Below are 12,578 nucleotides of genomic sequence, written 5' to 3' on the forward strand. Positions count from 1 at the left end.
GTTAGTAACCTAGCCAACAAGAAAATAAAGAGCCTACTTGATCTATGTGCAAAATCGGCCTTACAGCATAATCCGGAAATGAAAGCATATTACCAGAGGAGACTGGAGGAAGGAAAAAACAAGATGAGCACAATCAATATTATTAGAAACAAATTAGTGTCCAGAATGTTTGCAGTTATTACGCGAAATGAACCCTATATTAATCTTATGAAATATGCAGCTTAGGATTGTTGATAAATTAAAGTAGATATCCTTTTTTTAATCATAGAATACAGGCGGGCAGGCCTGATTTTTTTTTTTGGTCCGAACATTTAAATATTAATAGTAGTATCCATCAGGTGTCTTAGTAAGTTTCCTAGAGGATATAGCTGTTTTAGCAGTTTATTTATATCATTTATTTAAACTAATGCAGTAGTATAAAGCGAGTTTAAGAATACAAACTTATATTTGTCATGCTAGTTAAACTACAGGTTCACTTATATTTAAATTATTCGGTAAAATAATTTTTTTATAGTGATAACTAAAGACTAGTAGTTTAAGTAAATAATTCGAAGTTCCCTATGACCTTAAGTACATTAAAATCATCCCTATTTAAAGCCTTACAATCCTTTAGCATCTATGCCCTTATTGCGCTGATTTTTCTTTGGGTTATAAGTGCCATAGAACTTTTTATTTATAAGGAAAGTCACTTTTTACCAATGGGGTACTTTAGCTTGCTGAAATCTAGTTTGTTTATTGATACCGTATTTTGGGTGCAATGGGTTTTTATCCCATTTATTATTTTTACACTTATTTTCATCTTACATCAAAAAACTGCAAAGATTTTTTTAGGGTCCATATTGGTTCTTCTATTTATTATTCATTTAAGCTTAATAAATTATTACAATACTTCTCTTGTTTTACTAGGTGCAGACCTTTTTGGGTATTCTATAAAAGATATTAAACAGACCGTAGGGGCATCTGGTGGCGTATCGCTCATTTCCGTATTGGGTGTATTCATTGTCTTAGCTCTACTTTTATTGGCGTTATATTTTATTCCTAAAAAATGGAAAGCTCCCAAAGCCATCGCTATTGCATTACCAATTGCTTCTCTATTAGTTTATAGTACTGGGATTGCTAAAGTTATAGCTAAGCCGCAATTAAGCACAGACTTTGCAAATAACTTGGTAGTTAATAAGTCGGAACACTTTTATAGTGAGGCGGCAAATTACTTATTTAAAAAAGGATACGAGGTAGATATATATGCCGATGACTATTTGGGTGGCCCTGGTGCTGCGCAATTGGCCGGATTAAAAACTGTGGATTATATTGATGATGCCTATCCATTTTTACATACAAGGCCTCAAGACGACGTACTATCCCCGTTTTTTAAGGCTAAACAGCAGGCTCCTAATATTGTTGTAATTATCGTAGAAGGTTTGGGAAGGGCTTATACTAATGAAGATGCGTATTTAGGTAACTTCACTCCTTATTTGGATTCTTTGTCTCAAAATAGTCTCTACTGGAAAAACTTTTTAAGTAATGGAGGGAGAACCTTTGCAGTATTGCCCTCATTAGTAGGCTCACTTCCGTTTGCAGAGAATGGATTTTTAGCCTTGGAAGATAAGATGCCTAATGAAAATTCGTTGATGAGTATTTTAAAGAACCATGGATACGAAGCCAGCTTTTATTATGGAGGAGATGCTAGTTTTGATGGTATGAAGGGCTATCTTGAAAAGAATGGAATAGATAATATTTTTGATGAGGGAACATTTCCCAGTACGTATAAAAAACTACCTGCAAATAATAATTTCACTTGGGGTTATGGTGATAATGAACTATATCGCTATTACTTAAATAGTCAAAGAGACGATACCATAACAAAACCTAAACTGAATATTTTACTTACCGTTACTACCCATAGTCCGTTTTTATTACACAACAATGAGTATTATAAGAAGAGGTTTGAAGAACGATTAGACGAACTTGGATTTAATAATGATAAAAAGAAGGAATATGAAGGATATGCCAAACAATATGCTACTATTCTCTATGCAGACGATGCTATAAAAGATTTCATAAAAGAATATAAGAAACGTGATGATTATGAAAATACGATTTTCCTAATTACAGGCGACCATCGTATTCCAGAGATTCCTATGAGTACTAAGATAGATCGCTATCATGTACCATTGTTACTCTTTTCACCTATGTTAACTAGGACTGCAGAAATTGCATCTTTGTCCAGTCATTTTGATATTGCCCCTAGCTTACTGAATTATTTAGGGAACAACCACCAGGTTCAACTACCAGAGCAGGTGAGCTTTATGGGAAGTGGGTTAGATACAGTTCGTAAATTTAGAAATATTAAACAAATCCCATTAATGCAAACAAAGACAGATTTGGTCGACTTTGTTATGGGGGACTATCATCTTAATGGAAACAATTTGTATCAATTGATTGACAATATGGGGGAAGTTTTAGTTGATAACCCAGAAAAAAAGCGGGAATTACAAGCCGCTTTTGAAGCTTTTAAAAGACGAAATAGGGAACTCATTAATGAGGCTCCCTTGGTGCCCGATTCTATTTATAAAAAATACAACGCTAATTATTGATTTTGGGTAATAATTTCCATTTCATTTTCTAATATTTGGGTAACCATAGGTTTGTAGAAATTCCAAAAGAAACTACCGCGTTCTAAAGGGTCACGGTCATCAAAAAAGAAACCTTTAAAAAAACCGATGCCTTTAAAATAGGAACTATTATATTTAATAGGATTATCGCTAAAGTCGCCCGAAAAATAAAAAAAGCGGTAGTCGTCTCCCAAATGTCGAGTTACCGCAGGAAACGACTCTGGAATGCCATATTTGGCCAGTTCTTTACTTCCTTCTGGCAATAGATTTAATTTATAAGATGCATCAACCGTATTTACTTCTAGGTTAGGAACCATAATATCGAACCAAAATGGATATTTTGTTTTTTCTGGTAAATGCCATCTACTTTGTCCCTCGGGAGTAGCATGGATATAAGGAAGAGCATTGTTTACATGTGTGCCCTCTTCTAAAATAACTACTTGGTCATTGTCATTTACAAAAACGAGACCGGCACGGGAAAAGGGCCATGCTCCATTATGGGAATTTTTGTAATTCTCTATTAGCCACTTAGGGATTTCTAAATTTACGGTGGGGTCTAAATTATTAAAATAGCGGCCTGTCCATCCGGTCCATTTTAGTTGGAACAAATCTTCAAATTTTTTTCTGTTACCAGAATGGGTAGGGGAGCCAATGGTATTAAACTCGGTAATAATAAGTTTATGACGATCTTTCATCGCTTTTAAAAAGACAATATCGTCATTGCTTAAGCCACCATAAAGCATACCCGACTGTTCACCTACATTTCCTTCCTTATACCATTCGTTTTTGTAAATTCCGTAGGTATCGGTGTAATAGGTCATGTCAGCATCGGCACTTAATTTTTTCAATTGGTCTTGTGTAAATCTTTCAAGGCCTTTTAATTGGAACTCTTCATTTTTTAATGGAAAAAAACCAAAATAATCTTCACCTATCTTATAAGGTTTATCTGATGTTTTGGTGTACCTGTTGTGGTTTAAAATCCAACCTAATGAAATATGTTCTTGGCCTTTTTTAGTTAGTACAGTTTTGTCTACTAACGCTATCACCAATTTTTTTTTAGGCGTAGCCAACCAAGTCACAAACATGGTAATGGGAGTTGCAATTATCAGAACAAGTAGTAGTCCTATGATTCTTTTTGCCATAAGTTAAAAACGTTTACTATAGCCAACACTTAGAGAAATTTGGTTTCCCTTAGTTTCTGGTGCGTATTCCTGATTTTCCAATGAAGCTTGGATACTAATTACATTGGTGTCCCAAAGTAATTTTTTATACCCTAATGCAAAGTTGATAGATTTTAGTTTATAGATATTGTCCGGATCAAAGGCTACGCTATTTACATTGTCATCTGGGGATATTCCGGTGCCAATTTTAAAGCTAAGGTAATCATCTGCCCCCCCAAGATAATATCTCGTGGTTAAGGAATAGGAATGAGAGATTGAATTGGTGGAAGGGGTAAGGTAGGTTCGTAAATTAAACCAATAATTCTTATAGTATTTACCCACACCAACAGTATAGATCCAGGTATTACCTGAAAAAGCTAGAAATCGAAATCCAGCATCAGCTTCAAAGGAAGAAGGAAGGTTGGCATATAAAGAAAAGCCTGCACGGTACCGTGGAAAAATACCTTTGTTTTCAGAAATTCCACCACTAACATAAGCATAAAACAGATTTGATATTCTTGGATATGCATCCACTTCAAACTGTGCACCGTTGGTAGTAAATCTATTGGCATAATTAAAACGGGCAATCACAGAACCTAATTTTGTTTGTCTGCTATAGTTTACGCTAGCTAAATGCCAAGGATCATCAAATCGTTTGTCAAAATAAATAAAATCGTAGGTTAGTCCAATGCTGTTTTTTGCAGAAGAACTATTAACGCTTCCTAATAAACTTCTTGCTTCTGTGAGTTCAGGGTTATTTCTTAGCAACTGATCTATTACAGTTCTAGATTCGTCATACCGTTTTAAATCCTTTAAAACCTTAGCCTTTAACAATCCAAGGTTTTCGGAATCAGGATGCTGGTTTATACCAGCATTAAGGATATTTAAGCTTTTTTCCGAGTCGGAATTCCAATATTCTAGGTTGGCATAAGCTAGTGTTGCTTCTTCGTGTCCTGCTTCTTTCTTTAGCACTTCTTCAAAAACCATTCTAGCTTTTGGAAGACTATCCGTATAGGTGTATATACGACCTAAAAAGACACTTACCTCTAAATAGTCCGGACTTTTAGCCAATGCTTTCTTAAGTAAGGATATTGCTTTTCCATAGTTGTCTTCATCAAAGGCAGCCTTCCTTGCATTGGTATAAAGTTCGTCTGTAGATAGTTCTGTTTGTGCAGATAGGGGGACAAACTGGAAGACTAAGAGTAATAATAAAAAAAGTTGAATTTTATATTTAGCCATAATCATTAGATAATAGTTAATTAGGTTTTGTTTTTGATGGGTTAGATAAGCCTGTTCGGGTCATTTTTCCCCAGGTTGTTTTCCCCAATATTAAATCTATGTTTCCTTTAACAGCGGACCACATTACAAAAGGATGATATAAAATAGGCTCTAGTAAAGCAGTACGAAGTAAACGCAGCATATACTTAGGTTTTTTATATTGTTGGAAAGAAAATTCTTCAAAGAATAAGGCCGTTATAGAAAATAAAATTGAAAAGGTATAGACTACTCCAAAAAATATTAGAAAGACAGGCAAATTTAATTGACCGAAAAGGAACATTAAGATTAAAAATATTATTCCAGCAAATTCGATTAAAGGTGCAAACCATTCAAAAAACATCCAATAAGGAGTGCTGAGCATGCCTAACACCCCGTATTTTGGATTAAATAGAAGTCTTTTATGTAAACCTAAGGTCTCTATAGTACCACGTGTCCAGCGGTTTCTTTGTCTATATAAAACCTTCCAACTTTGCGGTACTTCTGTCCAACACAACGGGTCAGGAACAAAGCTGACCGTATATGGTATTTTTTTATCCCTCATTAGTCGGCGCATACGGACTAATAGCTCCATGTCTTCACCTACCGTATTTGGATTATAACCGCCAGATTCAATGACAATTTTCTTGTCGAACATGCCAAATGCCCCAGAAATTAGTAACAGGCCATCTACACGTGACCATGCCATTCTACCCATTAAAAATGCTCGGAAATATTCTAGAATCTGTGCACGGGCAATAAAGGTATCCGGTAAACGAACTTTAATAATTCTGCCATCTTCTATAATGCACGAATTGGCAACACGGATAATCCCTCCAGAGGCAATTACCTTCTTATCATTGTTTAAAAACGGTTTTACCAGCTTTAAAAGTGCATCCCTTTCTAAAATACAATCTACATCTATACAACAAATAATATCGTGGCTACAGCAATTAACTCCCGTATTTAGAGCGTCTGCTTTACCACCATTTTCTTTATCAATTACTTTTAAGTTTTTATAAGCCTGATGTTTTGAAGAGTATATGCCTCGGACATTTTTTGTATTAATATGGGGGTAATACAGTACATCATCTAGGTATAGGTCAAATGTGCTAATTAAACTCTGTAGGGTATTATCGGAACTCCCATCATTGATGATAACAATTTCGAAAGAAGGGTAATCCAGAGTGAGTAATGACCTTACATTTTCAATTACGTTTGCTTCCTCGTTATAGGCTGGAGCCAAAACTGAAATCTTAGGGAGATGGGAAGATTGGAGTAAGGGGACTTCATCTTTAAAATTATGCTTGCGCTTATAATCGCGTAGTTCCATAAAAGAAAATAGCGCCAAGAAAACGTAGCCTGATATGATTATTAAACCATAGGTTAAAAACAGCAGGCTTGCTATGTCTATTAATTCGAAAAAATTAAAATTCAATACTAACTGATTTTTTATAGGATTGTTAAATGATGGATGATTTTCACTAGAGCTTGCTAATTTTAGATTTTCCTATGCCTGTAGCATTGTAATCTTCTTAAAATCATCTATCTCTTCTTTAGCACCTCCTGGGTTAAGATGGCGTGCAATTTTAAGATAGGAAACTCTAAGGTCTAGTTCCTCTTGAAGAATAAATGGCGCTACAGATTTCAGCTGTTCTTCAAGTCCAATTTCTCCTAATGTGATTAAGATTTCTTTTTTAATTTGAGGGTTCTCTTTTGAAAAATTTTCTACTAAAATGGGTATCATTTCCGGGGCTTCCATTTTTCGTAAGGAAATTATGGTCTGCAGACGTATTTCGAGATCTTTATGATTTAAGAATTTCAGTAAGATAGGGATATGCTGATATTGGTTGTAGTCTGCAATCATTTTTAGATTAAAAACTACAACACTAGTTAACTTATGATACAGCCATCTAGAAAAATCAGGGGGGACTCCTTCATAGGTCTTAAGGCCATTTTCGATATGGATCTGTTCCCAAAGAGTTAATGGAGTAGTTACCTTGTCTAAAAACCCTAATGGGTTGTCTGTAGATCTATGTATTAGGTATAAAAAAGCTTGTTGCCTTACTTCTTTATTTTTAGCGTTGATAAATGAGTCAACTAAATCCATTGGAATATCCATGTCCAATTGATAAGCAACATTTAGCGCTCTAGCCTGCCTATACCATTCTTTTTGTGTTAAGTCTTGGATAAGAAAGTTGTATAATCCAAAACCGTAAAATATTTCCTTAATTACGGCTGAGGATTCCCCTTTTAAATTTTCGGCATAAACTAGAAGTTGTTTTGTAGCTACTTTTTTGTCTAGCGTAGTTTTAAGTTGATTCTTTATGAATCTATTAATCTCATTCGGTTTATCAAAATCTTCATTGAATAAATAGTTATTGATAAAATCTATTAATAACACCTCTAATTTATCTTTTCTTTGATTTCTAAAGTTTTTATGTACTCGTAGATAAAGGATAAGACTTATTAAAGATATCGCTAGAATAAAAAACACCAAAGACATTACTAGGTTAATTTCCAGTAGGGAGGGTAAGTCAATAATGTAAGGTGGTGTCAACATTAAAAAAGATATAATTAGGCCCTAGTGCCATATTTTAATTATCTGATAACTGATTTTTAAAAGAACCAATACTTCTTTTAACGCGCAAAGCTAATTCATTTGGACTAAAGGGTTTGGTTATAAAATCATCAACACCCATGGTAAAGGCATTAGTAATAATATCTTCTTGGGTTGCTGTAGACAGAACAATGATAGGAATATTTGGATGATTTTTCTTTATATACTCTATTAGTTGATTGCCAGAAACAAAAGGCAACATTAAATCCGTTAGGATTAAGTCAAAATGATTGTTTTCTAATTGCTCCATAGCACTCCTTCCATCTATTGCCGTAACAACATCATAGCCTTCTTTTAAAAGCTTAAATTCAAGAGACTTAACAACCATCGGATTGTCTTCTATGACCAATATTTTTTTCTTCATTTTCAAATCTTTTCTATTGGAGTATCTACAGTTATTTGGTTTTGTATTAGTTGGTACTCTAATTTTAGTTCTTGCACCAAAGCACTTAGTTCTTCATCATCCTTGGAATGTTCCATGCGCTGACACAGTTCTTTTCCTTTTTGATTTAGAAGCATATCGAAAGAAGGTTTTATGCTATGCGCAATTTTTCTTACCTCTTCAAAATGCCGTTGATCAATAGAAGTTTCAAGTTCTATTAATTTTTCAGAAACTGAAACTTTAAAAAGAGCGAGTGATTCAGAAATAAACTCTTTGTTACCATCAGACAGATCTATTAAATAGTCTAAAGAATAGGCTTTGGGTAACTTCTCAGCTTCATTAGGTATATCTAAATCATTTAGGAAGTTTTCTACTTCTTTAAGGGTTTTATCTGAATATGGTTTTTTTAAGAAGCCTTGTAGTTTTCTAGCTGTAGTATGGGTGTCGGACTCTAATGCTATTAGGGTAGGGTGTTCTTTTTTAAGTTCTGTTCGCATATAATCCATGGTTTGCAATCCGTTTAATGGAATAGAAGACTCTTCTAATATGAGTAAGTTGGGATTGCCATTTTCCATGACCCATTGTATAGCCCCCATACTGTCGCTAAAATCTAGAACCTCAAATGAACTGTCAGTTAGAATTGTTTTTAGAATAGCACGCTCATCGGCTTGACGTTCTACTAATATGATTTTTTTGTTTTGCACCTGATTTTATAGGTTTTAGTTTGATTATTTGAGTTGAGTCTTAGTTTATATTAGTAGAATGCTTTTCCGTTTCTATTAAATAGTCTACTATGATTTCTTTAATGGTTTCTAACACTACTGGTTTGGAAACGTAATCGTCCATGCCATTTTCTAAGCATCGTTGGCGTTCTCCAGATACAGTCCTTGCCGTTAAGGCAATAATAGGTACCCTACTTTCAGTATTCTCTATTTTTCTAATTTCAGCAGAAGCTTCATATCCACTTAATACTGGCATTTGTATATCCATTAATATTAAATCGATTTCATTTTTCTTAAAAGCCGCTATAGCCTCTTCCCCGTTATCTACTTCTATTAGCTCTGCTTTGGGAAGCAATTTTTTAAGAATAGTTCTAGTTAAATGTTTATTTATCACATTATCCTCCGCTACCATTATCTTAAAATTATAAGCGGAGATATTTACCTCTCCTTGCCCTGATGAATCAACTGAATGTAGAATTTCCTGACTTTGGATTTTTGAAATAAGATTAAAAAGGGCGTTCATTTGTATAGGCTTAACCACATTAAACTGCACCTTGTATTCGGCACATTCTTGTCTTACCTTATTGTCATCACCAGAACTGTGCAAGAGGATAATAGGAAGCTCAATCTCGGAAATGTTAAGTACTGTTCTTATATGTTTAATTAAGTCTAAACCGTTTAGATATGGCATATGGTAATCTATAATTGCCAAATCGAACTTATTACCTTTTTGCAAGGTGTTTATAGCTTCAATTCCGTTTGATAGTAGGGTGGAATTAATTTTCTCCACAGCCAACATTTCTTTTATTATAGTACGGTTATTAGTATTGTCGTCTATAACTAAAACTTCTTTAACGCTACGTGTTCCTGTGGTCTCATTTGGAAGCTGTTCTATTTCCGTTTTAAAAGCCACATCAAAATAAAAAACACTACCTATGTCTGGAATGCTTTTTACATGAAGCTTACTTCCCATAAGGTCTAATAAGCGGTTGCTAATTGTTAAACCAAGTCCAGTCCCGCCAAATTTACGAGTTGTGGAAGCATCTTCTTGATCAAAGGCATGGAATATTTTATCCATGTTTTCTGGTGCAATTCCAACTCCGGTATCCCGGATAGAGAATTGATATATCATTTTTCCCGCATCAATATCTTTTGTGCTGCCTTCTACTTTTAACTCTACCTCACCTTTATTCGTGAATTTCACAGCATTCCCTAAGAGGTTTATGATAATTTGCTTAAGGCGAACAGTATCTGCATAAAGGAAGCGCTTTATTTTAGGGGAAATGTTAAGTAGAACTTCTAATTCCTTATCATGTGCTTGGTGCTTTATAAGGTCTATTGCCTCACCACATAGTTGTACTAAGTCTGTTTTCTCTATATTTAATTCCAGCTTGTCAGCCTCAATTTTGGAAAAATCTAAAACATCGTTGATTAGGTCTAATAATGATATAGCGGAAATATGGACAGTCTTCATATAGTTTAGCTGACTGTCTGTAAGCGATGTTTTCATTAAAAGATCGGTAAACCCAATGATTCCGTTTAAAGGGGTTCTAATCTCATGGCTCATGTTTGCAAGAAAATCCGATTTAGATTTACTTGCCATTTCTGCTTTTTCTTTAGCCGAAATTAAAGACTCTTCCATAGCCTTTAATTCAGAAATATCGGTACCTACTCCTAAATATCCAGTGGTAATTCCATTGTTATCTAATATAGGTGTAACTACAAGCTGAACAGGAAAAGTACTACCATCCTTTCTAACATAGGTCCACTCCTTAGGATCCATAACACCATGTGCAATCTCATGAGTAAAGGCAGCCTCTTTTGCTATAGGCTCTCCATATTTTTCTGACAACACGCTAATATGCTCAGTAATCTCCTCTTCTACATGGAAAATTGCTGCGTTAGATATGTCTACTACCTCATTGGAAGAATATCCTAATAAATTTTCAGCCCCTTTATTAAATTTTTTAATGGTAAGATCTAAATCGGTTTCTATAATGGAAATTTGTGTGGTAGCATCAAGCAACGCCTTAAACTCATTTAAACTTAACTCTAAGGCTTGCTGATTTAAAATGGACTCGGTTATATCTACCACCTCACCGATTAGTGAAGTAACAGTACCCGCTTCATCATAAATACCGGCCACGTGAAAGTGGCCGTGGACTATATTACCATTTTTGTGAATGTATCTTTTTACAATACTATATTTTTCAATCTCCCCTTCAACAAGTTTGTTGATTAAATCACGATCATTAGTTAAATCTTCTGGGTGAATAATGTCTCTAAACCTAAGCTTGGTAAATTCTTCTTTAGAATAACCTATCATTTCAGCAAGTTGGTTGTTAAACAATACCCACTTCCTGTCAAGACCAATTACTCCCATCCCGTTAGGAGAGTTGTCAAAAGCCTTAATAAACTTATCGGCGTTTTCCTTAGCTATACGTTGCAACTCCTTTTGCTCCGTAATTTCTTCAATTTGAGTAACTATAAGGTCTTCTTGATGGTTCGCTCCAGGAATAATAGAACTGTTTAGGTTACACCAAATGATCTTGCCACTAGAGTGATTACATTTTATTTCTAATTTATAACTACTTAATTTTCCAGCAATTAATTTGTTGCGAAATTTAGTCGCGTTGGCAAGACTATCGGGATGTATAACGTCCTTAAAAGTTAATTGTAAAACCTCTTCCTTAGAGAGATTTTCAAAGCCGAAAATTTTAATACTGGCGGGATTAATATCGACAACCTTATTGTTTTTGTCTGTTAAAAGAATTCCTATAGTTGAGTTTTCAAAAATATTTTGGAATTGAACCCTAGTTTTTTTGTATTCAATTTCTCGTTTCTTTTTTTTATCAATATTCTGGAAAGCACCATATACACGAATACACTTTCCATTTTTGAATTCTGGTTTTCCAAATGAGCGGACCCAAACCTCCCTGCCTTTTGCAGTTATTAATTTACATTCTAAATCAAAGGAAGTACCTTTTTCAATACATTCATTAAAAGATTTAACAACAAGATCCCTGCTCCAACCTTCTTTATAAAATTTAATTGCTTCCTCAAACTCTGGCACGTAGTCACTATTTACCTCATGAATGTTTTGAGTTACCTTGGTCCAGTGAATTTTATAATTTAATAAATGAACTTCCCAACCTCCTACTTGTGCAACTTCATTTGTTTCCTCATAAAGATCGATGAGTGCATTTAGCTCAATTCGTTCTTGTTTAAACCCATTTTTAAGCTTATTAAATCGCAATAAATAGGATAGTTTGTTTTCTTTGTCTTGTATGGGGTAAGCTTCTATGGCTAAATCCTTATGGTTACCCTTTGCGTCTTGTACAGATAGTTTTGTAGAAGAGTTTTTAGGCCTATTATTGTTTAAGGACTTTATAAATACCTGAAGGCTTTCAATGGCATTTACATTTAGTTTATCATTTATAAAGGTCCCATCATATTCTGATTCTGACAGATTAAATTGTAAGGCCTGCCAAAAAGATTGACTCACCCAAAAATGATCGCTTCTGTTTGCTTCAAAGAACCATAACCCATCAACAGGTTTTTCCGTTATCCATCTGAAAATGGCCGGATCATTTTGTATTAAATTATGTAATTGATTTTTCAATAAGGAGGGTGTCGACATAAAAATTTAATTGGGAAACTACCGCGAAAATACGAAAATCTTTCTATTTGTCGGATAAATAGCAACTTATACCCAAAAGAATTGTTCCCAAAAAATTATGGAGTAAAGGTAATCTATTTTAGTAATGAAGTAAATAAAGTATAGAAAAGTAAAATTCAGAAGCTATATCCAATTTATTATAGTGATAG

At 34.3% G+C, this 12,578-nt stretch carries 8 protein-coding genes and 1 pseudogene; 2 read left to right on the forward strand and 7 right to left on the reverse strand.

The annotated features are described in order from the left end of the window. Positions 1-225: pseudogene (locus H344_RS21980) on the forward strand (IS110 family transposase); the annotation flags it as partial. 335 nt (positions 226-560) lie between these two features. Next, the gene (locus H344_RS0111590) at positions 561-2,594 is read left to right on the forward strand and encodes an LTA synthase family protein (RefSeq protein ID WP_026810479.1); all 2,034 of its coding nucleotides are present in this window, start codon (positions 561-563) and stop codon (positions 2,592-2,594) included. Here H344_RS0111590 and H344_RS0111595 read toward each other — a convergent pair. The 7 genes from H344_RS0111595 to H344_RS20105 form a co-directional block, all read right to left on the reverse strand. Continuing rightward, positions 2,588-3,754, reverse strand: a complete 1,167-nt coding sequence (locus H344_RS0111595) for a hypothetical protein (protein ID WP_026810480.1) — start codon at positions 3,752-3,754, stop codon at positions 2,588-2,590. The two genes, H344_RS0111590 and H344_RS0111595, sit on opposite strands and share 7 nt — an antisense overlap. Positions 3,755-3,757: 3 nt before the next feature. After that, positions 3,758-5,011 (reverse strand): YaiO family outer membrane beta-barrel protein, encoded by a 1,254-nt coding sequence (locus H344_RS0111600; protein WP_026810481.1) that lies wholly within the window; start codon positions 5,009-5,011, stop codon positions 3,758-3,760. 16 nt (positions 5,012-5,027) lie between these two features. Next, positions 5,028-6,464, reverse strand: coding sequence for a glycosyltransferase family 2 protein (locus H344_RS0111605; RefSeq protein WP_051254278.1), 1,437 nt, complete (start codon positions 6,462-6,464; stop codon positions 5,028-5,030). 72 nt (positions 6,465-6,536) lie between these two features. Beyond that, on the reverse strand, positions 6,537-7,589 hold the full coding sequence (locus tag H344_RS0111610; RefSeq protein WP_026810483.1) for a HEAT repeat domain-containing protein: 1,053 nt from the start codon (positions 7,587-7,589) through the stop codon (positions 6,537-6,539). Positions 7,590-7,623: 34 nt separating this feature from the next. After that, the gene (locus tag H344_RS0111615; protein WP_026810484.1) at positions 7,624-8,010 is read right to left on the reverse strand and encodes a response regulator transcription factor; all 387 of its coding nucleotides are present in this window, start codon (positions 8,008-8,010) and stop codon (positions 7,624-7,626) included. Between the two features lie 2 nt (positions 8,011-8,012). After that, entirely contained in the window at positions 8,013-8,732 is a 720-nt protein-coding gene (locus tag H344_RS21050) for an Hpt domain-containing protein (RefSeq protein ID WP_157378245.1), read from the reverse strand. A 40-nt stretch (positions 8,733-8,772) separates the two neighbouring features. Then, positions 8,773-12,390 carry a PAS domain-containing hybrid sensor histidine kinase/response regulator gene (locus tag H344_RS20105; protein ID WP_051254280.1) on the reverse strand — a complete coding sequence of 1,206 codons (3,618 nt, stop codon included), beginning with the start codon at positions 12,388-12,390 and terminating at the stop codon, positions 8,773-8,775. Positions 12,391-12,578: the final 188 nt, after the last annotated feature.

Origin of the sequence: Arenibacter latericius DSM 15913, from assembly GCF_000424985.1 — a bacterium.
GTDB lineage: Bacteria > Bacteroidota > Bacteroidia > Flavobacteriales > Flavobacteriaceae > Arenibacter > Arenibacter latericius.

What these genes read in the sequence shown, in the direction of transcription:
- H344_RS0111615 (WP_026810484.1), bottom strand. Translation starts at nt 8,010, where the DNA reads ATGAAGAAAAAAATATTGGTCATAGAAGACAATCCGATGGTTGTTAAG.
- H344_RS0111590 (WP_026810479.1), top strand. Translation starts at nt 561, where the DNA reads ATGACCTTAAGTACATTAAAATCATCCCTATTTAAAGCCTTACAATCC.
- H344_RS0111610 (WP_026810483.1), bottom strand. Translation starts at nt 7,589, where the DNA reads ATGTTGACACCACCTTACATTATTGACTTACCCTCCCTACTGGAAATT.
- H344_RS0111600 (WP_026810481.1), bottom strand. Translation starts at nt 5,011, where the DNA reads ATGGCTAAATATAAAATTCAACTTTTTTTATTATTACTCTTAGTCTTC.
- H344_RS0111595 (WP_026810480.1), bottom strand. Translation starts at nt 3,754, where the DNA reads ATGGCAAAAAGAATCATAGGACTACTACTTGTTCTGATAATTGCAACT.
- H344_RS20105 (WP_051254280.1), bottom strand. Translation starts at nt 12,390, where the DNA reads ATGTCGACACCCTCCTTATTGAAAAATCAATTACATAATTTAATACAA.